The sequence below is a fragment of the Lactobacillus helsingborgensis genome, assembly GCF_003173695.1.
Taxonomy (GTDB): domain Bacteria; phylum Bacillota; class Bacilli; order Lactobacillales; family Lactobacillaceae; genus Lactobacillus; species Lactobacillus helsingborgensis.
Genome location: NZ_CP029544.1, coordinates 883,791 through 907,783, shown reverse-complemented (window position 1 = coordinate 907,783; position 23,993 = coordinate 883,791). Strand labels below are relative to the sequence as shown.

Sequence of the window (23,993 nt, the reverse complement as noted above, 5' to 3'; positions counted from 1 at the left end):
ATAGACTCCTCCAGTTTAAAATCATTTATTTATTTTCATCCTCATACTTAGTAATCTCTGATAAAATAGCCTTAGATGTTAAGAGAGTAGGATATAAATGATAAATCTAAATTTAATTCTGATATTTATTCTAGCATATTTAATAGGATCGTTTCCTACTGGTGTTATCGTAGGTAAGATATTTTTTTCTGAGGACATTAGAGATTATGGTTCCGGCAATATCGGCACTACTAATTCTTTTCGTGTTTTTGGTCCCGTTGCAGGAAGCGTAGTGTTAGTGATTGATGTTCTCAAAGGCACATTAGCAACCAACCTACCGCGGCTATTTCATATTAATGGTCCTAAATACTTACTATTAATTTCCGGTGGGTTGGCTATCTTAGGGCACACTTTTTCTATTTTTCTTAAATTCAAAGGTGGTAAGGCAGTAGCTACCAGTGCCGGCCTATTCTTAGGCTATAATTTAAAATTCTTTGGTGTTTGCGCGCTAATATTTTTGCCACTGGTTTTCATAACATCTTATGTCAGTTTAGCCAGTTTAATTGCAGTAGTATTAATATTTATTGTTACTTTCTTTTTCCATGATATTTTTCTTGAAATCATCGTCGGCTGCATCATGGTCATCTTATTTATCCGCCATAGAACAAATATCGTTCGCTTGCTGCACCATCAAGAAAATATCATCCCCTTTGGTCTATGGTATTGGTACAAGAAAAAGCACAATAAGTTATAACTCCTATTTGTTAATATTTTTAGCTAGCTCAATTGCTAGCTATTTTATTATAATTGTTAGAACATTAGTTCGCAACATCTGATTTATGTCATAAAAAAAGAAAGCTCATGCTTTCTCTTTCATCATATTGAAACTTTTTCATTCATCTTGATCATGAAATGCCATACTAAACCCTGCGGTAAAAGTAGCTCCGGCAGCAAGATGATTCATGCCGTATTTTTCTTCAAGCTTTTGATTGGTGTCAGTGCGGTCAGCAATCCCCCACCAAGGCTCAATACACACGAAGTCAGCTGTTTGAGGATATTGTGACCAGACTCCCACAAACGGAGCATCCCTTAGCCACACATTGACATGAAAATTATTCGCGTCTGTTTTTAATGAGATACGGTTATCATGGCCGCGCATTTGAAAAATCAATGCGTCATCTTTAAACAGATGATCGCTCAGAGTAATCAAACTATTGGTTGAAGCTAGCGACCTATTAGCCCAATCTAAAAACTGACCGTTAAGGGGTATCCGCACGCGAGCTCTTGAAGGTTTGGTACTGAAGTAAAAATCTTCCTTAGTCAAATCTGCGCTCGTAGGAATATTAAAACCAGGATGCCCCCCAATACCAAAAATCATTTCTCCGTCAGACTTGTTAAGTACGCTAAAATTTTCTTCCAGTAAGTTATTAAGCAGGTTGTAATTTACCCGTAATTCAAAACTAAACGGATACACCTTTCTGGTTTGCTCATTATCTGTCAGCAAAAAAGTGATACTTTCAGCTGTTTGCTGCTCAACGGAAAATTCCAAGTCTCGGGCAAAACCATGCTGATTTAAATGATAGGTTTTACCTTGATAAGTATATTCATCATTTTTCAGTCTACCTACAATGGGAAAGAGAATAGGCGCATGCCTCTGCCATATCTTTGGATCAGCCTGCCAAATGTATTCATACCCGCTATGTAAACTTTTAACACTTTGGACCTCAGCACCTTTACTGGCAATTTTAACCTGTAAAAAGCTGTTTTTGATAATGTAGTCCATGTTTGATCATCACCTTTGTTAAAGAATGAACTTAGTTAAATCCTTATTTGTAATTATATCACTAAGTTTTTCATTAACGTATGCTTCAGTCACTGTAATTTCGCCCATTGTCATATCAGGGCCTTCATACAGGACATCTTCGAGCAGTTTTTCCAAAATAGTTGATAAACGTCTGGCACCAATATTGTCTGTGCCTTGGTTTACATCATAAGCAATTTGAGCTATGCGATCGACAGCTTCTTGTGTAAAAATTAACTTGATCCCATCGGCTTTCATCAAAGCAATATATTGCTCTAAAAGGGAATCTTCAGGATCTTTCAAAATTTTGACAAAGTCATCTTTAGTCAGTGCATTAAGCTCTACCCTAATCGGAAAACGTCCTTGCAGTTCAGGAATCAGGTCACTCGGCTTAGATTCAGAAAAGGCACCAGCAGCAATAAAGAGAATATGATCTGTTGCTACAGGTCCGTATTTAGTTTGAACAGTAGAACCTTCAACAATTGGTAGAATATCTCTTTGCACACCTTCACGCGAGACTTCACCGGAAGTATTTTTATTGCCCGCAGTAATTTTATCAATTTCGTCGATAAAAATGATGCCGTTATTGGCTGTACGTTCAATTGCCTTTTGATAAAGGGAATCATAGTCGACCATTTTGCGCGATTCTTGCTGTATCAAAATTTCTCTGGCATCTTTTACCGGCAATGTGCGCTTGATTTTTTTCTTAGGTACTAAACCGTTAAGCATGGAGCTCATATCAATCCCCATTTGCCCCATCATATCGCCCATAGGATTTACTTTCGGCGCTTGTTCAACTTCGATTGTGACCTCACGATTTTCAAGTAAACCTTTACTTAACTGCTCAGCTACACTCAATCGTTCATTGCGGACATCATCAGTGATCTCTTCTTGATCAGAATCTGCAGACTGGTTATCTCCCTGGCCCCCAGCCATTAACATTGACATCATGTCCTGCCATTCCTGCATTTGATTTTTCCTGCGCTCACGCTTAACACCAGGGACCAGCAAACGAACCAAAATTTTATTGGCTTCTTTGGTCGCTTGGGCGCGAACGCGGTCAAATTGGTCTTTTTCTTCCATGCGGACGGCTTCATTCACCAGATCCCGCACCATTGATTCTACATCGCGGCCAACATAACCAACTTCGGTAAATTTAGTTGCCTCTACTTTAACAAACGGAGCATTAACAATTGCTGCCAGCCTTCTCGCAATTTCAGTTTTACCGACACCAGTAGGACCAGCCATTAAGAGGTTCTTAGGTGTGATATCTTCTTGCATTTTTTTAGGCAGCTGCATTCTCCGGTAGCGGTTATACAAAGCCACAGCAACGGCTTTTTTGGCTTCATCCTGCCCAATAATGTATTCATTAAGCAGGCTAACTATTTGTTTCGGTGTTTTTGTTTCCATTTCTTTCCGCCCCGTTTTTACAATTCATCTGTAATTATCTGGTCATCAGTAAAGATATCAATTCCAGATGCAATTTCCACAGCTTCATGGGCAATTTCACTAGCACTCATGTTGGCTGAATGTCTAGTCAACGCGATCGCTGCCGCCTGCGCGAAATTCCCACCAGAACCAATTGCTACAACATTTTCGTCAGGCTCCAGCACTTCACCATTACCTGAAATAAGTAACAAGTCTTTTTCATTAAAAGCAATGAGCATTGCTTCAAGCTTTTGCAAAGTGGCATCTTTTCTCCAAGCTTGTGCCATTTCAACAGCAGCTCTGCGCAAGTCGCCGCCAAAAGCTTCTAATTTACCTTCAAGCATGTCCTGCAAACTGACAGCGTCAGCTACGCCACCAGCAAAGCCAATAACTACTTTGTCGTGGTAAATGCGTCTAATTTTCTTAGCAGTGGCTTTGGCAATTACTTTTTCACCAAGAGTAACTTGACCATCACCAGCTATTGCTGTTTTACCATTGAATTTTACTGAACAAATTGTTGTCATTTTTTTGCCTCGTCTTTCTTGTCATTACGGGTAAAATATTTTTCGTAGTTTGCCTGTAAATGACTCATTGTTACGTGAGTATAGATTTGAGTAGTGGATAAATTATCGTGTCCTAATAATTCCTGTACACTACGTAAATCAGCACCATTATTTAACATTGCAGTCGCAAAGGAATGCCGCAACTCATGTGGATGTACCTTACCATTAATACCAGCACCATTAAAAACTTTTTGCATGATATATTCGATACCGCGGTCAGATAACTGTTTACCCGCATTATTGAGAAAAACATAGTTTAAATCCTCTTGATTGCCCAAGAGTTTTTGACGACTCTTATCAAAATAACGCGTTAAAGCAGATTTTGTTTGCTCATCAAAAGCAACATAACGATCTTTGTTGCCCTTACCATGAACCAGAATTATTTTTAAATCTAAATCAATTTGCTTAATTTTGAGGTTTCTTACCTCACTCACCCTCATGCCAGTGGTATAAAATAATTCAAATAAAGCTAAATTACGCAAGGTCAAAGGATCATTTCCGGTTAATGAATCAAAAACCTGCTTAATTTCAGGTGCGTAAAAAAATTGCGGCAGTTTACGTTCCCTTGCCCGCAGAACTATCGTCTGCGTTGGATCTATTTTAACAATATTTCTTTTAGTTAAAAAGTGATAAAAAGATCTCAAACTGGACATTTTGCGAGATTGAGTGGTGCGCGCTAGTTTTCGATCTGACAGGTTTTGAAGGTAAATTTCTACATCCCTTCTGTCTATGTTATTCCACCCATTAAAGCCGCCATTTTCTTGCCAAAATATTTTTGCTTCGGTTAGGTCTGTTTGATAAGACAGAATTGTTTTTGGACTGTAATGCCTCTCATTTTGTAAATAAGAAATAAAAAGCTTTAATAAATCGTCTTGATTGGGAGCCATTTAATTTAGCACTTTCTCTTGAAATTCTTTTAAACAATCCAAACCGCGCTGACTAATTTTAAGATGACGCTCTTTTTTATTACGCACTTTAGGACCTTCAAGCCCAGGAATTAATGCAAAACTGGCATTCATTGGTTGAAAGTGTTTGATATCTGCAGTAGTGACATAGTTAGCCATTGAACCCAATGCTGTTAACTTGGGAAAAGCTGCCGGTTCAAGACCTAAAGCTCTGCGAGATGCATTAATTCCTGCTACCAAGCCACTACCCGCGCTTTCAACATAACCTTCAACGCCAGTGACTTGACCAGCAAAAAATAAGCCGGCTTGTTTTTTTGCCTCGTATGTAGCTGACAAAACTCCGGGAGAAGCCATATAGGTATTGCGGTGCATTTTACCATATCTAATAAAGCGGGCGTTTTCAAGTCCCGGAATCATTGAGAAAACCCGTTTTTGTTCGCCATATTTCAGGTGTGTTTGAAAGCCGACAATATTGTACATTGAGGCAACAGCATTATCTTGTCTCAGCTGAACCACAGCATACGGTGTCTTGCCTGTTGCCGGGTTTTCTAACCCTACAGGTTTCAGGGGGCCAAACAGCATTGTTTTAATGCCTCTTTGTGCCATTACTTCAATTGGCATGCACCCTTCAAAAACGTCACTGTTTTCAAAGCTATGAACCTCTGCAGTTTCTGCATTGACTAGTTCGTGAGTAAAATTCTCATATTGCTCTTTAGTCATGGGGCAATTTAAATAAGCAGCTTCACCTTTATCATAGCGCGATTTTTTATAAACAATATCCATATCAATTGAAGCTGCAGCAATAATTGGAGCCGCAGCGTCAAAGAAATGCAGGCTTTCCTTACCCGAAAATTGTTGTATCTCTGCCGCTAACTTGTCACTAGTCAAAGGACCGGTTGCTATTATCGTGATACCATCAGTGGGAATGGCAGTAATTTCTTCTGTATGAAAATTGATATTCGGCATTGAATGCAGCTTATCTGTGACATAACCGCTAAATTCATCCCTGTCAACTGCCAACGCCCCACCAGCTGGCACCTGAGAATGATCAGCAGCTTGCATGATCAGTGAATCAAGCTGACGCATTTCTTCTTTTAACAACCCCACTGCATTAGATAATTGGTTGGAACGCATAGAATTTGTACAAACTAATTCAGCAAACTGGTCAGTTTTATGCGCTGGGGTCATTTTTTGCGGGCGCATTTCAAATAAATCAACGGTAATTCCCCGTTTAGCCAGCTGCCAAGCAGCTTCACTTCCGGCTAATCCCCCGCCAATTACAGTAACTTTTTCAGGCATATTATCATATTCCTCTACTAAAAATATTTGTTTATATATAAGAATATCATCAAACCAAAAGTGATCTGATGATATTAATATAAATTTAACTTTCTGCAGCCTCTTTTTCAGAGCTTTGTTCTTCTTTGTAATCTCCATTAGGACAAAGAATTACAGGTCCTTTTTTATTTCTCTTTTCCACCAAGAAATGACCACAATTAGGGCAGTTGCGGTTAATCGGTTTATCCCAAGAAACAAAGTCACAGTCAGGATAACGAGAACAACCGTAAAACTTCCGGTTACGCTTAGACTTCTTTTCGACTACGTCACCCTTACCACACTTAGGACAAGTAACACCAACTTTCTTAACAATTGCCTTGGTATTGCGACAATCGGGAAAGCGTGAGCAGGCATAAAACTTGCCGTAGCGTCCCATTTTAATCACCATGGGAGCACCACAGATATCACAGTTAAAGCCAGCAGGCTCATCCTTAATCTGCACCTTTTTAATGCCGGCATCTGCCTTGTCTAATTCCTTTTTAAAGGGATGATAATAATCATCAATTACCTTTACCCAGTTTTTCTTACCTTCTTCAATTCCGTCTAAGTCATTTTCCAATTGGGCGGTAAAGTCAATATTAACAATATCAGGGAAGAATTTTTCAATCAGATTATCGACTATTTCACCTAACTCTGTCGGCACAATAGATTTACCATCTAATTTAACATAATAACGCCGTTGAATTGTATCAATAGTAGGTGCATAGGTAGAAGGTCGACCCACGCCGTTTTCTTCTAAAGAATGCACTAGACTTGCTTCGGTATATCTTGCGGGTGGCATGGTAAAGTGCTGTTTATTATCAGACTTGGCCAATTTAACTTTATCGCCATCATTTAACTCAGGCAGCTCAACATTTTTTTCCTGCTGGTTATCATAAACCTTGGTAAAGCCAGCAAATTTCATTTTAGAACCGGTAGTTCTAAATACTACCCCATTTTGCATGATATCTGCTCTGACCGTGTCATAAACGGCAGGTGTCATTTCACTAGCCAAAAATCTGGACCAGATTAATTGGTAAAGACGGTACTGTTCGGTCGTTAAAACTGACTTGAGTGATTCTGGCGTGCGATAAACACTGGTAGGACGAATAGCTTCATGCGCGTCCTGAGCATCTTCTTGGTTCTTAAAGTGACGTGCTCCCTTAGCAGCGTATTCTTTACCGTAGTTTTCATTTAAAAATTTTGAAGCCTCAGCTTGAGCAACTGGTGATGTCCGTTTGGAATCAGTTCTCATATAAGTAATTAAACCAACAATACCCTGTTTGCCTAAACTAATCCCTTCATACAATTGCTGCGCAATACTCATCGTTCTGCGGGTGCGATAATTTAAACGTTTATTTGCTTCCTGCTGCATAGTTGAAGTTGTAAAAGGAGCCGCCGGTTGCCGTCTGCGCTCACGTTTTAGAACATTTTCTACCTGAAAGTCGTTCTTCTTATCAATTTTAGCCAAAATGTTTTGAACCGCATCATTATTCGGCAAATCGACTTTTTTGCCATCTACGCCCCAAAATTGACCTTTAAAAGTCTGACGGGATTTCTTAAATTCGGCATCAATTGTCCAGTATTCCTGTGGTTTGAAGTTTTTAATTTCCTTTTCGCGATCAATCACCAGCTTTAAGGCGACCGATTGAACTCGACCAGCACTCAAACCTTTTTTGACTTTATCCCATAAAATTGGCGAAAGAGAATAACCGACAATTCTATCTAAAATTCTCCGAGCTTGTTGGGCATTAACAGTATCCATGTCAATGGTTCTAGGATTTTTAAAACTGTTTTTGACAGCATCTTTAGTGACCTCGTTAAATGTCACCCTATTTTTATCTTTTTGGTCTAAATTGAGCACATGGGCAACATGCCAAGCAATAGCTTCACCTTCACGATCAGGGTCGGATGCTAAATAAACATCTTTTGCTTTTTTTGCTTCCGCCTTCAATTCCTTAATGGTGTCACCTTTACCGCGAATCGAAATGTATTTTGGCTTGTAATTATTGTCAAAATCAATCCCCATTTGCGATTTAGGCAAGTCACGAATATGACCTTTAGATGCGATTACACGGTAATTACGCCCTAAATACTTTTCAATAGTTTTGGCCTTTGCCGGAGACTCAACTATTACTAATGTTTTCTTACGTTTTTTTGGCTTTGATTTAGTAGGCATCAAAAGCCTCCTCATTTAATTCTTTTTTAAATACTCAATTGAGAATAGAATATTTAACTGCTAATTGTCAAATCTTTCAAGTTGCAAATCAAAATCAGTGATGGGATAGGCACCAGCTTCAATCAGTTTATTTGGTCCTTGAGAAAGATCACTGGTAATTGGACCAGGAATAGCAAAAACATCGCGATTTTCCTGTAAAGCCAAGTTGGCTGTGATCAAAGAACCAGACTTTTGTTTAGCTTCAGTAACAATTACACATTCAGCAATGCCAGCCAGAATTCTATTTCTCTGCGGAAAGCGAAATGGTCGCGGCGGCGTATCCGGTAAATATTCGCTAATTAGTAAGCCATTTTGTGCTATTTGTTCTTGAACATGACAATTTGTCATAGGGTAAAAATGATTTAACCCATTACCTATCACACCAATCGTTTGTCCAGCATATTTTAAAGCCGCTTTATGTGACATGACATCGACACCCTGCGCCAGACCGCTGGCAATAACATAGTCTTTTCTAATTAAATTGGGTACGAGTTGATTGATTACTAATTGACTATAATTAGTTGCCTGTCTGGAACCAACAATCGTCGCGATTTTACGCCCTAACAAAGCAGTATTACCCTGCAAAAATAAAATCAAGGGTGGTTGATAAATCTGACGCAATTTTTCAGGATATTCGGGATCAAAAAAACTAATAACGTGACATTGTTTTTTTATCCGTTCAATCATTTTACTGCTCTTACTATCATTATAAGCATTAATACACAAATTGATTAAATTAGTTGGCAGATCTAAGTCTTTAATAGTCTGAATTGTCACATCTGCAGCATTTAATTGACTTGCAACTCGTAATATCTTAACATATCCCATTCCTTTTTGTAATTTAAGATGCAAAAGAAAGTCTGTAAGTTTCATAAAAAACCTCCTAAATACATGTACGTAAAAAGGAGGTAAAATTTTTATTTAGTTAAAGAGTTAATCGGCGCAAAAGTTTTACGGTGAATCGGGGTAGCGCCATATTTTTTAATTGCTGCAAGATGTTCTTTAGTGCCGTATCCGGCATTTTCAGCAAAGTGGTATTCTGGGTAAATTAAACCATAATCCGCCATTAATTGATCTCTGAATACCTTAGCAACAATTGAGGCAGCGGCAATTGAATTCGATTTTGCATCCCCTTTAATTAACCGCACTTGCGGCAGGCTGACCGGCACCTGCATGGCGTCAACCAATAAAGCATCAGGTTTAACGTCTAAATTTCTCACTGCTTCAGCCATCGCTAACCGGTCAGCTTCATATATATTGATCTGATCGATGATTGGCGCGCTTTTCACGCCCACTGCCACACTGACCGCTTTTTGTAAAATTAACGGATATAATTCTAAGCGCCGGTTGGCACTTAATTTTTTAGAATCATTGACATCAACTAAATCAAAACTGTCATCTATTACTACTGCGGCTGTAACTACTGGGCCGGCCAAGGGGCCTCTGCCCACTTCGTCTACACCAGCTACCACTTGCTTTTTAGCCCAAAAGGCTTTTTCATAGGCAAAGCGTTTTAAAAAAGCAGCTTTTTTCTTTGCTAATTTTTGCTGGCGGTTACGATAACTAAGCACAAGTTTTTGAACACCAACCCGAGAATCATTTTCCAAAAGAGCAAGGTCTTCAGCGCTTACCGTGCCATTTTGCAGTAATTTTTTAATTTCGCTTATGGTCATAATCGGTCAAGGGTGATCCTTCCTATTTTTCCTTTGCGTAGCCGTTGCAGCATGTATGTAGCAAAACGATCATAATCATCTCTCATGCCATATTCTTCTGTCAGCGCCAGCAATAAATCGGTATCATTAATTTTGGTAATTTCTTCTTTAGTAGTCCGAGCAAATTTGCTTAAGTCTTTAAGATAGTGCATGCGCAATTTTGCCAGCACAAATAAGGCAACATCATCAGCACTAAACACGCTGTCCTTAATTGCACCTAAAGCCGCTAGTTTCAACCCAACCGTTTGATCTTCAAACTTAGGCCATAAGATACCCGGCGTGTCTAAAATCTGAATGTTATCAGTCGTTTTAAGCCAATTTTGCCCTTTCGTAACTCCCGGTTTATTACCTACTTGAGCTACATTGCGCCCAACTAAACGATTGATGATAGTTGATTTACCGCAGTTAGGGATACCGGCCAAAGCAATTCTAATAACTGGCTGACTTGCACCTTTAGCTGTTAATTTTTTAATTTTAGCAGCCGCGGCTTTTTTAATCATGCGCACCAGCACCTGCATGTTAGTATTGTGCAGTGAATCCAATGCCATGACGAATTTTCCCTGACTGGTAAATTCTTTCTGCCACCTTTTGGTCATAATTGGATCAGCCAAATCAGCTTTGTTTAAAATAATTAAGTGCGGTTTATCGCCCACTAATTCTTCAATCATAGGATTGCGTGACGATTGCGGAATACGTGCATCCAAAACTTCAACAATTACGTCAATCAATCCCATTTTATCTTCCAGTTGATTGCGTGCCTTGTTCATATGTCCGGGGTACCACTGAATGTTAACCATAATTTGCCTTTCAAACACTAAAAAAGCTCCCAAATTGGAGCTCAATTTAATACGACATTTTATCGCGATACATTTGATATGCCCTATCAAAAATGCTCATGCTCGGTAAATAACCAGCATTAAGTTCGAGATAATCAGATAATTTTTCATAGCTTTGTTCTTGCTTAGGAAAAGTCTGATCATTTTGTGCGTTATTTGCGAACTGAGCCACCTCATCTTTTGAATCCGCATCGCGTTGGGTCATTAAAAAACGGTAAAAGCTCTCTCTGTATGCCAATTTTTACTCCGTATAATAAAGTATTGCATACGCACCCATTCCAGCATGTGTAGCAATAATAGGACTGGTTTCGCGGACCAAAACGTCTATTTTAGAATTAATATCTTTGATTTTTTGAGCAAAGTCAAGCAGTTTTTGGGGTGTCTCGCCAGTGGCAACATAAGAAATGCCCACTTCTTTAATCTTTTCTTTATTTGCTTCAATATCATCTAAAACACGTTTGTCAAAAGCCAAAGAAAATTTCTTGCCTCGACCTTTTTTAGCAATTTTCAGCTGACCATTTGGCATTTGCAATTCAATTCTAATATTAAGCATATTGGCGATTTTTCCTGCCAAAGGTCCTAAACGCCCACCCTTAATAACATTTTCCAAATTAACGATTTGAAGATGCAAACGCTGCGTTTTTTTGATTTTTTCAATATGACTTAAAATTTCGGGAATAGTCTTACCAGCAGCGATATCTCGTGCAGCCGCTAATACTTGAAAGCCCTCAGATCTATCTGTTAATTCTGAATCTACTATATGTACTTGATCCGCTTTACCAGTTAGTTTGACTGCTTGCCGAGCGGCATCAATCGTGCCGCTTAATACTTTTGCCAAGAAAATTCCAATAATTTCGCTGCCATCTTTTGTGAGCTCATTAATCGTATCAACCATAGTGCCAATAGATGGTTGGCTGGTTTTCGGCAATTGTTCCGACTCGCTCATTTTTTGTACAAATTGTTGCCTGGTAATTTCCACACCATCTAAGTATGTCTCTCCATCAATTGTAACCGACAAAGGCACAACGGTAATATGATATTTTTCAATTTCTTCCGGCGTTAATTGCGCGGAAGAATCTGTCAAAATTTTAATTTCTGACAACGTTCTCGCCCTCAATTCTGCTTTGCTGTTCTCATTTATGATAGAATGTGAACTGTATTAATTATAATCATTATAGCAAAAAAACTAGTAAAAAAAAGAAAGCGAACAATCTGTTTCATAATGAAAATGCAAAAAATTTGGCAAGAACCTGAGCAAAGACCAAAAAGCTACTATATTTTAGACAATACACTCAGTGCAGTTACCCACGGGATTGGTTTTTGTCTAGCTGTAGCCGGCTTAGTACTGCTGATTATCAAAGCTGCTGCTACCCATAGTCCACTTAGAATAGTTACCTTTACCATTTATGGTTCATGTCTGCTTCTTTTGTACCTCTTTTCTACGCTTTTTCACAGTCTGATTTTTACTAGAGCGCGCAATGTATTCCAGATTTTTGACCACTCATCAATTTACCTCCTGATTGCCGGCTCTTACACGCCCTATTCATTAGTAGCAATTGGTGGCATGTGGGGTATTTTATTATTCAGCTTAGTCTGGCTAATTGCTATTTTTGGCATTGTTTACTACATTTTCAATAGAGGAAAACACGTCATATTAGATACCGTTTTATACGTCGCGATGGGCTGGCTTGTAATCTTAGCTGGCAACTATCTTTACGTTAGGCTCAGTCCCGTCGGTTTCTGGCTCCTTGTTGGTGGTGGCGTGGCTTACACAGTGGGTGCTTTTTTATACACAATGAAAAGAATTCCTTTCATTCATGTAATCTGGCACTTGTTTGTGATATTAGGTTCAGCTTTAATGTATTTCTCTGTCTTATTTTATGTTTAAGTTATTCTATCTCGTTGAGATAGTCCTCAATTGCCTCTTGAGTGTTTTCTACTTCACCCGCAATCACTTTTTGTTTAATTAACAAAAGAATCTGACCTAATTTTGGCCCCGGTTTAATGCCATTAGCAATTAAAAATTGACCGTCAACGGCTAATTCTGCATCCGCTTTGATTGGTAAGGCAGTGTAGCGGTCAACCAAAGCTTCGGAATTAACTGGTTGACCTAATATGTGAGCGACATCAATTGTGTTAAGCAAAATATTTTTCCCTGCAGTAAACAATTCAAAATCAGATGGTGATTTTTCGGAAAGTAGATCAAACAGTGCTACTATCTTTTTTACCTTTTCCGTCATCGCATTAGAATTTTTCCAGTCACGCATGAAATGTCCAATTTCGTTATTAGGTATTTTTAAAAGAATAATGATCACTGCCCACAGGCTGGTTTCCATACTGGGATTAAACTTTAACTGGGGATAAATTGCCAACAAATCTTTTTTGCCGGCAAAGTCTGGGACCCCTTCACTTAACTCAGTATCTAAAAAGACCTGAAAGGCTGCCCGTGAATTAGCCCCTGTTCCCATTTTGACAAACTCATCACGGATGCGTTCAACTGAAATTTTCGGCAACAAATCATGAAATTCCCTGACCGCTTTTTTAGTCTTACTTTCAAGCTTAAAGTCTAGCTGGCTCATAAAGCGCACGGCTCTCATCATTCTTAAGGCGTCTTCATGAAACCTGGTTGCCGGATCGCCAACGGCTTTTATTAGACGCTTTTTTAAGTCACTTAAACCGTTAAAGAGGTCAATTATCTCTCCTCTTGTATTCATTGCTAAAGCGTTAATCGTAAAGTCACGCCTTTTTAAATCTTCTGCAAGATTTTGCACAAACGTGACGTGATCAGGTCGGCGAAAGTCTTGGTAACCCGATTCGGTTCTAAAAGTAGTAATTTCGTAACTGGCACCATCATTTAAAACCGTCACTGTTCCGTGTTTAATACCCGTATCGATAGATTTAGGGAAAAGATTTTTCACTTCTGCAGGATACGCGCTGGTGGCAATATCAATATCATGGATAGATCGCTTTAAAAGCAAATCACGAATAGAACCGCCTACAAAATATGCTTCATATCCAGCCTCATTTAATTTATCAAGCACGGGAAATGCCGCAGTAAAAATAGGCGGTAAATTGTTTATTTTCTTCATTTTTTAGTCAACTCATTTATTAGTGTTTTTTTTATTTAATTTATGTTAGTTTAAAGATAATATTTATCAAAGAAAGATTATGTATTATGCAGAAAATCAACAAGAAAAATGTCATAGATCTGATTATGATAGCAATTGGCTGCGCAATTTACGCCCTTAGTCTGGATATGATCTCTGTTCCGAACAAGCTTACAGACGGTGGAATTAGCGGGATCACACTGCTGCTGAGACATTTTTGGGGAATAAATATGGGATTATCATCCCTTTTACTTAACATCCCCTTAATAATTTTGGGTTATCGTTTCATGGGTAAAAGGCCACTAGCCTATACCATTTGGGGAACTCTATGGTTATCATTTTTCCTGTGGTTTTGGCGCTTAATCCCTATTATATATCAATTAAACTTAGAACACGACCTCTTCTTGTCGGCAATTTTAGCAGGAACGCTTTCCGGTATTGGTTTAGGACTAGTTTTTCGCTACAATGGAACTTCGGGCGGAACCGATATTATAGCAAGAATTATGCAAATAAAATATGGCTTTTCTTCTGGAAAAGTGCTTCTTTTCTGTGACACCATCATTTTGTTGTCATCTTTATCATATTTAGACATTAAGCATATTATGTATACGCTGGTAGCCGCCTTTATTCTTTCCAGAGTAATGGATGCTGTGCAACAAGGTGCCTATTCTGCTCGCGGACTATTAATTATTTCGGATCATTACCAAGAAATCGCCCAAATGATTGACCTGAAATTAGATCGCGGTTTTACTTATTTTGAAGCTCGTGGTGGTTATAAAAAAACAAAGAGACCAGTGATTTACCTGGTAGTTTCTCCCAGAGAAATACCTGTGGTTAAAGAACTGATAGCAGCCGAGGATCCGCAAGCTTTTGTCAGTGTAATTGAAGTACACGAGGTTTTAGGCGAAGGCTTTACTTACAAGCAAAAAAGGCACCATTTACTAATTAGAAAATAGTTTTAATTGGTTTAAATTTAAGCACATAAAAAGCCCTTAAACGGGCTTTTTTATTACGATACTTTTTTATTTAAAATTCAAGTTGTCATACATTTCCTGCATTTCTGTATCTTCAGGTTCAAGTTTCAGGTACTTTTCGAGAAGTTCTTTGACAATTTCTTTGGCATTAGGCTCTGTATTGAAAAAGCGGATCATTTGTTTTAAAAATGCACTATTATCTTTAAATTCAGGATAGGCTAATAAAAATTCACTTTTGGCCTTTGTACTTTGATCTAAATTTTGATAGGAAATTGCCAGGTTCCAGTGCACTTGTGGTTCAAGATCTTCATCATCCAATTCTTTAAACAGGGCAATATTTTCTTCGTCTTTATTTTCTTTTACATAAAGATTTGATAATTGTATGCGCAATGCGATATTTTCAGGTAAAAATTTTATTCCCTTTTGCAATAATTCTTCTGCAGTTTTAAAATCATTCATTCTTAGAGCAGCTTGGGCGCCTTTTTTATACAAAACTGGGTCAAGCTCATTATAGGCTATTCCAGCTTGAGCTGACCGCAGTTCCTGCTCATTATTATGCTGCTGCTCGTATGCGTCAACTAACAGACGGTATGCGTTTACGTAATCAGGACTTTGATCAATTACTTCATTCAAGTATTTAATAGCCTGCTCATCTTTATGAACAGCAAGCATTACTAAGGCAGCCTGGTATTTACTGTCAATATCCAAGATTTCGTTGCCGTTTTGGGAAATAACTCTGCTAGCTTCTTCGTAGCGGCCCAATTTGGCTAAAGTTTGAAATAACCGATCATTCAAATTTACTTCGCTAAATGTTTTATGGCGCTTTAATAGATCTTGGTATCTAGACAGTGCCTGCTCGTAACGCCCGCTGAGATAATCCAGTTCGGCTAAACCAAACTTGACGACATCTTCATCAGGTGAAATTTTAGCCGCCTCTAAGAGCTTTTTATAGGCAGTCTCGAGCAAACCATTACTTTGATAATAATCTGCCTGCACTAATAATCTGTCAAGGTATGCAGCAGAGTCTGGTTTAACACCATAAAGTAAAGTCAAGGAATCTTCGTCTTTGCCGTCATTTAATAAAATTTCAGCTAAATAGATTTTGAATAGGTCCTCTTTGGGAAAACGAGCAATCAGACTGCGGTATACTTCCTTAGCTAAGTCGGTAAAACCCAATCCTACAAGGTTTTCTGCTAGTGATGCTAAAATTTCAGGTTCATCACTGTCTAAGGCTTTTTTCAATAAAATTTTTTCTTGGGAAAAATCTTGCCGTTCGATGGCATCAAGAAGTTGTTCTGAATAGCTCATTTTAATTCCTCCATGATTTATTTACATTTAAAATAATAACAAACAAAAAAGATGATGGCGAATTAGCCACCATCTTTTAAGTAAAAACTATTAAGCTATTTAACAGCTTCTTTAAGAGCCTTACCAGGTCTGAATGCTGGTACAACACTTGCTGGAATTTTAATTTCAGCGCCAGTTTGTGGATTACGTCCTTTACGGGCTGCACGCTTACGCACTTCAAAAGTTCCAAAGCCAATCAATTGTACTTTCTTACCTTTAGAAAGATCTTCTTGGATTGAGCTAAAAATTGCATCAACAGCTGTAGCTGCGTCTTTTTTTGTTAATTTTGTCTTTGATGCAACTTCACTAACTAATTCTGCTTTATTTGCCATTGGGAATTCACCTCCTGAAACATGAATCTCTAAAAAGATTCCTAACTAGTTCCTCAACAAAGGAACAAGGAATAAATGATTATCTAGATCACTATTTCCTTGAATTCAAAATAGCACAAAAGCCCTGCTACAACAAGCAATTTAATCTAAAAATGTGTTTTTTATGCATTTGCTAGATACAAACTATTTTCTCTTACGTGGAATAATTTTAATTGGCGTTCCAGAAAAGTCAAAGTTGGCCCTTAACTGATTAGTTAAAAACCGCTCATAAGAAAAGTGCATTAATTCAGGGTCATTCACAAAAACAACAAAAGTGGGCGGATTAGTAGCAACTTGAGTCATGTAATAAACACGCAGTCTCTTACCCTTAATCATAGGTGTAGGAACTAACTTACTTGCTTCTAAAAGCAAGTCATTCAATACACTTGACTTAATTCTTTGCTGCTGATTGCGATAAACTTGCTTAACCATTTCTGGAATTTTTGCCAAATTCTGTCCGGTTTTAGCTGAAACAAATAAAATTGGAGCATAATCTAAATATTGAAATTCTGTTCGAATAGTTTGCTCAAACTCTTTGGCACTATTGCTATTCTTTTTTGGTAGATCCCATTTATTGACCACGATAATGATGCCGCGTCCTGCTTCATGGGCATAACCCGCAACGTGCTTATCTTGCTCTCTGATACCGGTATCGGCATCCAGTACCAAACAAACTATATCGGAATGTTCAATAGCGCCCATCGCTCTCATAACTGAATACTTTTCAGTTTTTTCGTAAACTTTGCCCCTTTTTCTGATACCGGCTGTGTCCACGATTCTAAATTTAGTACCATCAGCCGTTTCAAACGGCGTGTCTACTGCATCACGGGTAGTACCCTCTTCGTTATTAACGATGACCCGTTTCTCTCCCACAAGTTGATTTACAATGGAAGATTTTCCGACATTTGGTCGACCAATAACACTAAAAGATATTTGTTTGTTTTCGTTTTGATCTAAATCCTGCGGCAAGCTAGCAACAATGCGATCCAGCAAATCACCAATACCAGTCCCATGAATACTTGAAATTGGGATAGGTTCACCAAATCCTAAGCTGTAAAAATCATATATATCCATGCGCTGTTCAGGATTATCAGCCTTATTGACGGCTAAGATTACCGGCTTCTTAGTTTGATAAAGCATTTGCGCAATTCGTTCATCAAGACTAGTTAAGTGGTTGGTCACGCTGGTTAAGATGACAATTACATCAGCTTCTTCAATCGCTATTTCTGCTTGGGCCCTAATCTCTTCTTCAATATTACTGCCTGACCAAGTTATGCCACCAGTATCAATTAAATCGAATTTATGACCCAGCCATTCTGCTTGAGCATAATTGCGATCTCTAGTTACACCTGGCTTATCTTCGACTATTGCTAAACGTTGATTAATAATCCGGTTGAAAAGCGTTGATTTACCAACATTTGGCTGTCCAACTATTGCAACAACGGGTAAAACCATTTTTCAGCCTCCTTCATAAATAAAAAAACCGACTTAAAAAGTCGGTCTTTTCATTAAAAATTAACGACGATCTTTTAATTGGTCACCTATGATATCACCTAAAGCAAAGCCGTTATCATCATTGTTCATGTATTTCTTGTTAACCGAATTGCGATTGTATGAACCGTGTGATTGGTTGCCTTCATTTTCAGAACTCTTAGGCTCAGCGGCCTTCATTGAAAGTGAAATACGACGTTCATTAGGGTCAATGTTTAAAACTTTGACTTTAACTGTTTGACCAACCTTTAACACATCACTTGGCTTATCAACATGCTTATAAGAAATTTCTGAAACATGTACCAAACCTTGAATGCCATCAGCTACTTCAACAAAGGCACCGAAGTTAGTTAAAGATTTTACTTCGCCTTCAAACACATCTCCTTCGTGTAAGTCAGCTGTGGCTTGTTCGAATGGAGAAGGTTCAGTTTGCTTAATCGAAAGGGAGATGCGATGTCTATCATCATCAATACCAATTACTTTAACTTTAACATCTTGACCAGCCTTCAAAACATCGCTTGGCTTATCAACATGCTTATATGAAATCTCGGATATGTGGACTAAACCGTCAACACCACCAACATCAACAAAAGCTCCGAAATTAGTTAAACGAGAAACTTTGCCTTCAACAACATCACCAACAACTAATTGAGATGCTACCTTATCAAAAGCTTCTTCACGTTCTTCTTCAATTAAGTCCTTGTGAGAAAGAATTAAGCGATTCTTACTTGGATCAATTTCGGTAATCTTAAGCTTCATGGTCTTGCCAATGAAAGGCTTAAGATCTGAAACGTAACGGTTAGAAATCAGTGAAGCTGGCAAGAAACCTCTTGTGCCAACATCAACTAACAAACCACCACGTACAGATGAAGTTACAGTACCTTCGATAGTCTTACCTTCTTCGAAGTCCTTTTGTAATTCATCGTAAGCTTCTCTTTCCTTTAAGCGGGTAACTGAGAAGAAGAATTCTCCGTTTTCTTTGTCACCGCCAGCTTTTCTCAAAACCAAAGCTTTGAACTTGTCGCCTGGCTTAACGGCTTCACGTAGGTCAACATTGCGATCTGAAGTGTATTCACGACGAGGAATCACACCTTCAACGCCGGCATTTACGACACCAACATCAATTTGACCTTCTTCAACGTCTAATACTTCAACATCTACGATATCTCCGACCTCAACTCCTTGCATTTGCTTTAATGCATCTAAAAATTGATTACTGTTTTCTGACATTATTTACCTCCCAATATCATACTCTAATTTTAAATGAAAGTTAGAGATTTTTCTACTGTTTTATCCCCTTTTTTATAGTTTTTTTTGACTTTTTTTAATTTCAAATAAAATTGCATTAACAACTTGCTCAATCGTCATTGCAGTCGTGTCAATTTCGATAGCGTCCTGTGCTTTTTTTAATGGTGAGATTTTACGATGAGAATCTTTATAATCCCTTTCCGCAATATCATGTTCAATTTCTGCAAGTGATTGATCTACTTTAATGCCTCTCTCTTTAAAGTCCTTCATTCTTCTTTCAGCACGGGAATGAGCAGAAGCAATCAAAAAGATTTTTACAGCAGCATTTGGTAAAACAGTGGTACCAATATCACGCCCGTCCATCACCACATTCATTTTGCCAGCCATCTGCCTTTGTAATTTGACCATCTTTTCCCTTACCCCAGCAAGAGCTGATACTTGAGAAACATGAGCTGAAATATCTGGCGTGCGAATTTCTTGTGAAATATCTTTTGTACCCACAAAAACCTTTTGTTGACCCGCAACAGACTTCAGTTCAATATTTTCCTGATCAATAGCAGCCAATATGCCCTTTTCATCACCATAACTAAGTTTGTGTTCCCGCGCCAACCACGTAGATGCGCGGTACATTGCCCCCGTATCAATATAAGTGAAATTTAACTTTTGAGCGATAATTTTTGCTACTGTACTTTTACCAGCAGATGCTGGACCATCAATTGCTACTTGCATTCCAATAAAAAAGGGACTATTGACTATTAGTCCCTATTCCTTTCTATATTATTATTGTCTAATCTTTAATGTTTGTCCTATATCAACTTGACTATAGGGATCAAGTTGATTTAACTGTGCTAAATAGCCTACAGACATATTAAATCGGTTGGCAATACTTGTTAACGAATCACCACTTTTTACAACGTATTGTTTTACAACTGCACGTTTCTTTTGAGGCTTAGTCTGAGATTTTTTCTTTGACTTTGTCTCAGTTTTAGTCTTAGTTTTACTTTTATTTATAACTTTTTTATTTTTAGCAGGCAAGTTTTTAGCTTTGGTATGCTTAATTGTTTTTTTACTTGTTTTACGTACTTCAACAACTTTGCTGGCAGAATTATTATTTCCAGCCAAATGATGAACTACAGGAACAAGAGCTACTAAAACAACAACCAACAAAACTATTAGGGCAAGCCAGCCTTTTGATACAGACTTATATGTCCTGACCCTTGATTCCTGAGGACGTTCATAATGATGATATGGACCCTCTTGATTATGATTCATCGTGAAAACCTCCTTACCTAACCTGCTTAATTTTAGCATATTTGCTATTTAAGTGGACAAAAAAATCAGTCATTTAATAGACTGATTTTGGTTTTTCACTATATTAATTTTTTAAATTAAAGTTTCTGCGTACAAAAGGCTTAAATGTTCGTAAAACTGTTTCAAATAATAAGTAAACAACTACACCATTAATGGTTCCTTTTAACAGATTAAATGGCACAATAATGCCAAAAATATAAGCACTCATAGAAGGAATATGTAACAATTGACCTAAATAAACCTTTTCTGTAAAGGCAAGCAAACCAGTATAGCCATGGATTGCCGGTAAGTTAGGAACTGTAGTTACCGCATAAAAAGGTGTTAACACTAGAGCATTGAGTACGGATAAAACTATAGTCATCGCCACAATTCCCAGAACAATTCCTACTATTGGTTGTAAAAATTTTTTCGAGAAATTCTTTTCATCTTTACTAATATTTTTAGTTAAATAATAAAATGGCAAAGCAAAAGAAAGCGAAGCAAGAAAAGCTGCAGTTTGTCCAACTATACTTGGTAAAGCAAAGCCCTTATAAATTAAATTGATTAACATCCGCACAAATGCAATGAACGCACCAGGTCCAGGTCCAAACAAAAATGTACCAATTGTAATGACCACGTCTGAAAAATCAAATTTTAAAAAACTAGTCAGTAGCGGAAATTCAAGCAGCATTAATATATATGCAATCGTTCCAATTAAAGTATAGGCTACTATGTTAGCTAAATTACTAGATTTCTTTTTATGCAAGATTCTTACCTCCAAAAAAATACATGGTCTGTTGCTCCTAGCAACAGACCATGTAAAAGTAAGCTATAGATCTTGGCTTTTAGTTTAGTCTGTCTTCTTTCATCTAGACTTTAACTATCGGTATCTCATTAGATTCCACCACTATCGTGGGTCGTGGACTTACACCACCGGTCGGGATTTTCACCCTGCCATGAAGACAACAAACTTATTTTTAATTTCCACATATATGTTAATCTACGTCCTTTAATCTGTCAACTTCTTCATGAGTTAATTCTCTATATGTGCCAGAAACTAAAGAATCAAGAGTTAGAAAAGCATATTTTTCACGGGCTAATTTTTTAACTTGATGGTTTACAGACTTAAACATTCTTTTGACTTGATGATATTGTCCTTCATGAATTGTTAACTGCACAATTTGGTTATTCTTTTTGCGATCGGTCTTAATGATTTTTACTTTGGCAGGTGCACATCTATGCCGATCAATTTTGACACCATTTTTCAGTTGACCGATTTCTTCAGGCGTAAGCTGACCTGTTATTTTTGCCACATAAACCTTGGCCACGTTATTACGTGGGTGCATTAACAAGTTAGCTAATTCTCCATCATTAGTCATCAGCAGCAACCCTGAAGTGTCATAGTCAAGTCTTCCGATTGGATATAGCCGGTACGGTAAGTTTTTAAAATAATCAACTACTGTTTTCCTACCTTTATCGTCACTGGCAGTAGAAACTACGCCGCGTGGTTTATAAAACAAATAAGTATGTAGACTTTCACGCTCAATCGGCTCGCCATCAACAGTAACGCTGCTAAAAGTGTTAACTTTAGTTCCTAGCTGAGTAACGACTTTCCCATCAACCGTCACTCGTCCTTCTACGATCATTTTTTCGGCCTTGCGGCGTGAAGCAATCCCAGCTTCCGCAATTACTTTTTGCAACCGTTCTAAAACCATTATTTTTCTCCTTTTTGAGTTTTTGCAATATTTTTATCAGCCTGTCCCTTGGCCGCAAATAAATCTATTTCGCCTTCAGCGTTTACACTTTCATCCTCAAAGTCTTCAATTAAGGGCAAGTCGGCCAGACTGTGATAACCAAAATATTGTAAAAAGTAGTCACTGGTCACATATAAGTTTGGGTGGCCGGGAGCTTCTTTTTTACCATCTATTTTAACTAACCCGCGCCAGATTAATGTTTGCAGCGCACCAGAGGAATTAACGCCTCTAATTTCATCAATTTCTATTCTGGTTATAGGCTGCTTGTAAGCAATAATCGACAATATTTCAAGTGCAGATTGACTCAAGCTTTTTGTTAAATCTTTTTGAAAAAAGTGCTCAATGATCATACTCATTTCGGGACGAGTAGTTAATTTATAGTTGTTATTAATATGCTGTACTTGAAGACCTGAATCAGCATTTTCCAGCAGCTTTTTTTGTAATTCTTTGGTCAGTTCACGCAAAGCAGGCTTGGTAATTTGCAAAAGTTCACATAAATTTACATCTGTAATACCAGCATCACCAGCTACATATAATAGTGCTTCTAACTGCGCTATTTTACTTGTCATCACAATCAATTCTTTCTAAACAAAGATCGCCAAAAGTCCTTTTTTGTAGCACTTTTACTTGTTGTTTCTTACATAGTTCAAGTAATGCTAAAAATAAGCCAATCACATCGGATAAGGTTCTCATTTCCTTACAACACGAAAAAAAACTGACGGTCTGATGTTTAGCTAACTTTTTTTGTAAAAAATGAGCCATTTCTGCTACAGAGGTTTCGTTTACATTAACCGAAACGATATCAGGCTGCCTAATTTTCATTCGTTGCAAAATTACTATAAAAGTATTGGTTAATTCCGTAGCTGTGATCTGCCCTTTTGGTAAAGGCTGAATCTTTTTATTTTGGGGAACACTTTCTTCCTTAGCAGCAGTAATTGGAACTTCTTCGTTTCTTTTTCTAAAATAAGCTGAAACCTTTTTAAATACTGAGTAGGTTACTAGTTGCTGCACTAATTCATCCCGCGGATCTTCCTGTTCTTCGTTTTCATCTGCAAAATCATTATGCGGTAATAATGATTGAGATTTAATGCGCAAAAGCATTGAAGACATCACAAAGTATTCTCCTGCTATTTTGAGATTTAATTGTTGCATTTCTTGCAAATAGGCCAAATATTGACTGGTAATTTGAGCAATCGGAATATCATAAATATCAATTTTTTGGACTTTGATTAGGTGCAGCAATAAGTCCAAAGGGCCTTCAAAATTAGGTAATTCCAAAGTTAGGTTTTCACTCATTATCTCGTGTCCTTTTTAAGATATTTAATCAGTTCAATATATTCAGGAACAGCAGTAATAATTTTTTGCGGATTAGCCTGGGCCAATTCATTGACTGCTTGTGCCACATACTTTTCCTTACGATAATCAGGAGCAAACGAAAGATAGCGGATAACTACAAATTGCTTATTCGCTTGGGTTCCGATTACGCCCACAAAATTGGGATCCTGAGCACGATAAAGGTATAGATGAAATTCATTGCTATTCTTGTTTAAATGAATTTCATCTTTAAGGTTAGCAAGGTTTTTAAAATCAGGTAAATATGACAACAAGCCCATTGCTACTTTTTCTTTATCATTTTTACATTCAATTAACAT

General features: G+C 37.8%; 26 protein-coding genes and 1 riboswitch. Of the genes, 3 read left to right on the top strand and 23 right to left on the bottom strand.

Annotated elements, in window-relative coordinates; all coding sequences use genetic code 11:
- Positions 1-97 precede the first annotated feature (97 nt).
- On the top strand, positions 98-733 hold the full coding sequence (gene plsY / locus DLD54_RS04325; protein ID WP_109918359.1) for a glycerol-3-phosphate 1-O-acyltransferase PlsY: 636 nt from the start codon (positions 98-100) through the stop codon (positions 731-733).
- A 138-nt stretch (positions 734-871) separates the two neighbouring features.
- Here the strand turns inward: plsY and DLD54_RS04320 are convergent, their stop codons facing one another.
- The 11 genes from DLD54_RS04320 to DLD54_RS04270 all read right to left on the bottom strand — a co-directional run bounded on the left by DLD54_RS04320 (position 872) and on the right by DLD54_RS04270 (position 11,861).
- Complete coding sequence (locus DLD54_RS04320) at positions 872-1,762, bottom strand: aldose 1-epimerase family protein (RefSeq protein WP_109918358.1); 891 nt, start codon at positions 1,760-1,762, stop codon at positions 872-874.
- Between the two features lie 18 nt (positions 1,763-1,780).
- Positions 1,781-3,190 carry an ATP-dependent protease ATPase subunit HslU gene (gene hslU / locus DLD54_RS04315; RefSeq protein ID WP_109918357.1) on the bottom strand — a complete coding sequence of 470 codons (1,410 nt, stop codon included), beginning with the start codon at positions 3,188-3,190 and terminating at the stop codon, positions 1,781-1,783.
- 17 nt (positions 3,191-3,207) lie between these two features.
- Positions 3,208-3,732 carry an HslVU peptidase proteolytic subunit gene (gene hslV / locus DLD54_RS04310; RefSeq protein WP_038522540.1) on the bottom strand — a complete coding sequence of 175 codons (525 nt, stop codon included), beginning with the start codon at positions 3,730-3,732 and terminating at the stop codon, positions 3,208-3,210.
- Positions 3,729-4,658 carry a site-specific tyrosine recombinase/integron integrase gene (gene xerA / locus DLD54_RS04305; RefSeq protein WP_109918356.1) on the bottom strand — a complete coding sequence of 310 codons (930 nt, stop codon included), beginning with the start codon at positions 4,656-4,658 and terminating at the stop codon, positions 3,729-3,731. The genes hslV and xerA overlap by 4 nt, the downstream gene beginning before the upstream one ends.
- The gene (trmFO, locus tag DLD54_RS04300) at positions 4,659-5,975 is read right to left on the bottom strand and encodes a methylenetetrahydrofolate--tRNA-(uracil(54)-C(5))-methyltransferase (FADH(2)-oxidizing) TrmFO (RefSeq protein ID WP_109919004.1); all 1,317 of its coding nucleotides are present in this window, start codon (positions 5,973-5,975) and stop codon (positions 4,659-4,661) included.
- A gap of 85 nt (positions 5,976-6,060) precedes the next feature.
- Entirely contained in the window at positions 6,061-8,172 is a 2,112-nt protein-coding gene (gene topA, locus DLD54_RS04295; protein ID WP_109918355.1) for a type I DNA topoisomerase, read from the bottom strand.
- Positions 8,173-8,232: 60 nt separating this feature from the next.
- A complete protein-coding gene (gene dprA, locus DLD54_RS04290) occupies positions 8,233-9,084 on the bottom strand; it encodes a DNA-processing protein DprA (RefSeq protein WP_109918354.1) in 852 nt (283 codons plus the stop codon).
- 44 nt (positions 9,085-9,128) lie between these two features.
- Positions 9,129-9,884, bottom strand: coding sequence for a ribonuclease HII (locus DLD54_RS04285; RefSeq protein ID WP_109918353.1), 756 nt, complete (start codon positions 9,882-9,884; stop codon positions 9,129-9,131).
- Positions 9,881-10,720, bottom strand: a complete 840-nt coding sequence (ylqF, locus tag DLD54_RS04280) for a ribosome biogenesis GTPase YlqF (RefSeq protein WP_038524986.1) — start codon at positions 10,718-10,720, stop codon at positions 9,881-9,883. Before ylqF ends, DLD54_RS04285 begins: the two co-directional genes overlap by 4 nt.
- A 46-nt stretch (positions 10,721-10,766) precedes the next feature.
- Entirely contained in the window at positions 10,767-10,997 is a 231-nt protein-coding gene (locus DLD54_RS04275) for a YozE family protein (protein ID WP_038522527.1), read from the bottom strand.
- 3 nt (positions 10,998-11,000) lie between these two features.
- The gene (locus DLD54_RS04270; RefSeq protein ID WP_109918352.1) at positions 11,001-11,861 is read right to left on the bottom strand and encodes a DegV family protein; all 861 of its coding nucleotides are present in this window, start codon (positions 11,859-11,861) and stop codon (positions 11,001-11,003) included.
- A 120-nt stretch (positions 11,862-11,981) separates the two neighbouring features.
- On the opposite strand from DLD54_RS04270, the gene trhA reads away from it, so the two are divergent.
- Positions 11,982-12,647: a PAQR family membrane homeostasis protein TrhA gene (trhA, locus tag DLD54_RS04265; protein WP_109918351.1), complete on the top strand. Its 666-nt coding sequence runs from the start codon at positions 11,982-11,984 to the stop codon at positions 12,645-12,647.
- 1 nt (position 12,648) lies between these two features.
- On the opposite strand, the gene DLD54_RS04260 is transcribed toward trhA, so the two are convergent.
- A complete protein-coding gene (locus DLD54_RS04260; RefSeq protein ID WP_109918350.1) occupies positions 12,649-13,848 on the bottom strand; it encodes a CCA tRNA nucleotidyltransferase in 1,200 nt (399 codons plus the stop codon).
- Between the two features lie 86 nt (positions 13,849-13,934).
- On the opposite strand from DLD54_RS04260, the gene DLD54_RS04255 reads away from it, so the two are divergent.
- On the top strand, positions 13,935-14,822 hold the full coding sequence (locus DLD54_RS04255) for a YitT family protein (protein WP_109918349.1): 888 nt from the start codon (positions 13,935-13,937) through the stop codon (positions 14,820-14,822).
- Positions 14,823-14,888: 66 nt separating this feature from the next.
- On the opposite strand, the gene DLD54_RS04250 is transcribed toward DLD54_RS04255, so the two are convergent.
- The 11 genes from DLD54_RS04250 to DLD54_RS04200 form a co-directional block, all read right to left on the bottom strand.
- On the bottom strand, positions 14,889-16,148 hold the full coding sequence (locus DLD54_RS04250; RefSeq protein WP_109918348.1) for a tetratricopeptide repeat protein: 1,260 nt from the start codon (positions 16,146-16,148) through the stop codon (positions 14,889-14,891).
- Positions 16,149-16,243: 95 nt separating this feature from the next.
- A complete protein-coding gene (locus tag DLD54_RS04245; RefSeq protein WP_038522511.1) occupies positions 16,244-16,519 on the bottom strand; it encodes an HU family DNA-binding protein in 276 nt (91 codons plus the stop codon).
- 183 nt (positions 16,520-16,702) lie between these two features.
- On the bottom strand, positions 16,703-18,013 hold the full coding sequence (der, locus tag DLD54_RS04240; RefSeq protein ID WP_038522508.1) for a ribosome biogenesis GTPase Der: 1,311 nt from the start codon (positions 18,011-18,013) through the stop codon (positions 16,703-16,705).
- Positions 18,014-18,073: 60 nt separating this feature from the next.
- Positions 18,074-19,279: a 30S ribosomal protein S1 gene (gene rpsA, locus DLD54_RS04235; RefSeq protein ID WP_038522505.1), complete on the bottom strand. Its 1,206-nt coding sequence runs from the start codon at positions 19,277-19,279 to the stop codon at positions 18,074-18,076.
- Positions 19,280-19,351: 72 nt separating this feature from the next.
- Positions 19,352-20,026: a (d)CMP kinase gene (cmk, locus tag DLD54_RS04230; RefSeq protein ID WP_109918347.1), complete on the bottom strand. Its 675-nt coding sequence runs from the start codon at positions 20,024-20,026 to the stop codon at positions 19,352-19,354.
- A 51-nt stretch (positions 20,027-20,077) separates the two neighbouring features.
- Complete coding sequence (locus tag DLD54_RS04225; protein WP_046327089.1) at positions 20,078-20,569, bottom strand: LysM peptidoglycan-binding domain-containing protein; 492 nt, start codon at positions 20,567-20,569, stop codon at positions 20,078-20,080.
- A 103-nt stretch (positions 20,570-20,672) separates the two neighbouring features.
- Positions 20,673-21,353: an ECF transporter S component gene (locus DLD54_RS04220; RefSeq protein ID WP_046327088.1), complete on the bottom strand. Its 681-nt coding sequence runs from the start codon at positions 21,351-21,353 to the stop codon at positions 20,673-20,675.
- An 87-nt stretch (positions 21,354-21,440) separates the two neighbouring features.
- Positions 21,441-21,555, bottom strand: a riboswitch (FMN riboswitch).
- A 27-nt stretch (positions 21,556-21,582) separates the two neighbouring features.
- The gene (locus DLD54_RS04215; RefSeq protein ID WP_109918345.1) at positions 21,583-22,302 is read right to left on the bottom strand and encodes a pseudouridine synthase; all 720 of its coding nucleotides are present in this window, start codon (positions 22,300-22,302) and stop codon (positions 21,583-21,585) included.
- Positions 22,302-22,910 carry an SMC-Scp complex subunit ScpB gene (gene scpB / locus DLD54_RS04210; protein WP_109918344.1) on the bottom strand — a complete coding sequence of 203 codons (609 nt, stop codon included), beginning with the start codon at positions 22,908-22,910 and terminating at the stop codon, positions 22,302-22,304. The genes DLD54_RS04215 and scpB overlap by 1 nt, the downstream gene beginning before the upstream one ends.
- Positions 22,900-23,640: a segregation and condensation protein A gene (locus DLD54_RS04205; protein WP_109918343.1), complete on the bottom strand. Its 741-nt coding sequence runs from the start codon at positions 23,638-23,640 to the stop codon at positions 22,900-22,902. Before DLD54_RS04205 ends, scpB begins: the two co-directional genes overlap by 11 nt.
- Complete coding sequence (locus tag DLD54_RS04200; protein WP_046327084.1) at positions 23,637-23,993, bottom strand: hypothetical protein; 357 nt, start codon at positions 23,991-23,993, stop codon at positions 23,637-23,639. The genes DLD54_RS04205 and DLD54_RS04200 overlap by 4 nt, the downstream gene beginning before the upstream one ends.

What these genes read in the sequence shown, in the direction of transcription:
- rpsA (WP_038522505.1), bottom strand. Translation starts at nt 19,279, where the DNA reads ATGTCAGAAAACAGTAATCAATTTTTAGATGCATTAAAGCAAATGCAA.
- der (WP_038522508.1), bottom strand. Translation starts at nt 18,013, where the DNA reads ATGGTTTTACCCGTTGTTGCAATAGTTGGACAGCCAAATGTTGGTAAA.
- DLD54_RS04215 (WP_109918345.1), bottom strand. Translation starts at nt 22,302, where the DNA reads ATGGTTTTAGAACGGTTGCAAAAAGTAATTGCGGAAGCTGGGATTGCT.
- cmk (WP_109918347.1), bottom strand. Translation starts at nt 20,026, where the DNA reads ATGCAAGTAGCAATTGATGGTCCAGCATCTGCTGGTAAAAGTACAGTA.
- DLD54_RS04255 (WP_109918349.1), top strand. Translation starts at nt 13,935, where the DNA reads ATGCAGAAAATCAACAAGAAAAATGTCATAGATCTGATTATGATAGCA.
- DLD54_RS04285 (WP_109918353.1), bottom strand. Translation starts at nt 9,884, where the DNA reads ATGACCATAAGCGAAATTAAAAAATTACTGCAAAATGGCACGGTAAGC.
- DLD54_RS04260 (WP_109918350.1), bottom strand. Translation starts at nt 13,848, where the DNA reads ATGAAGAAAATAAACAATTTACCGCCTATTTTTACTGCGGCATTTCCC.
- xerA (WP_109918356.1), bottom strand. Translation starts at nt 4,658, where the DNA reads ATGGCTCCCAATCAAGACGATTTATTAAAGCTTTTTATTTCTTATTTA.
- plsY (WP_109918359.1), top strand. Translation starts at nt 98, where the DNA reads ATGATAAATCTAAATTTAATTCTGATATTTATTCTAGCATATTTAATA.
- DLD54_RS04245 (WP_038522511.1), bottom strand. Translation starts at nt 16,519, where the DNA reads ATGGCAAATAAAGCAGAATTAGTTAGTGAAGTTGCATCAAAGACAAAA.
- DLD54_RS04320 (WP_109918358.1), bottom strand. Translation starts at nt 1,762, where the DNA reads ATGGACTACATTATCAAAAACAGCTTTTTACAGGTTAAAATTGCCAGT.
- ylqF (WP_038524986.1), bottom strand. Translation starts at nt 10,720, where the DNA reads ATGGTTAACATTCAGTGGTACCCCGGACATATGAACAAGGCACGCAAT.
- trmFO (WP_109919004.1), bottom strand. Translation starts at nt 5,975, where the DNA reads ATGCCTGAAAAAGTTACTGTAATTGGCGGGGGATTAGCCGGAAGTGAA.
- scpB (WP_109918344.1), bottom strand. Translation starts at nt 22,910, where the DNA reads ATGACAAGTAAAATAGCGCAGTTAGAAGCACTATTATATGTAGCTGGT.
- DLD54_RS04200 (WP_046327084.1), bottom strand. Translation starts at nt 23,993, where the DNA reads ATGTTAATTGAATGTAAAAATGATAAAGAAAAAGTAGCAATGGGCTTG.
- topA (WP_109918355.1), bottom strand. Translation starts at nt 8,172, where the DNA reads ATGCCTACTAAATCAAAGCCAAAAAAACGTAAGAAAACATTAGTAATA.
- trhA (WP_109918351.1), top strand. Translation starts at nt 11,982, where the DNA reads ATGAAAATGCAAAAAATTTGGCAAGAACCTGAGCAAAGACCAAAAAGC.
- hslV (WP_038522540.1), bottom strand. Translation starts at nt 3,732, where the DNA reads ATGACAACAATTTGTTCAGTAAAATTCAATGGTAAAACAGCAATAGCT.
- hslU (WP_109918357.1), bottom strand. Translation starts at nt 3,190, where the DNA reads ATGGAAACAAAAACACCGAAACAAATAGTTAGCCTGCTTAATGAATAC.
- DLD54_RS04250 (WP_109918348.1), bottom strand. Translation starts at nt 16,148, where the DNA reads ATGAGCTATTCAGAACAACTTCTTGATGCCATCGAACGGCAAGATTTT.
- dprA (WP_109918354.1), bottom strand. Translation starts at nt 9,084, where the DNA reads ATGAAACTTACAGACTTTCTTTTGCATCTTAAATTACAAAAAGGAATG.
- DLD54_RS04225 (WP_046327089.1), bottom strand. Translation starts at nt 20,569, where the DNA reads ATGAATCATAATCAAGAGGGTCCATATCATCATTATGAACGTCCTCAG.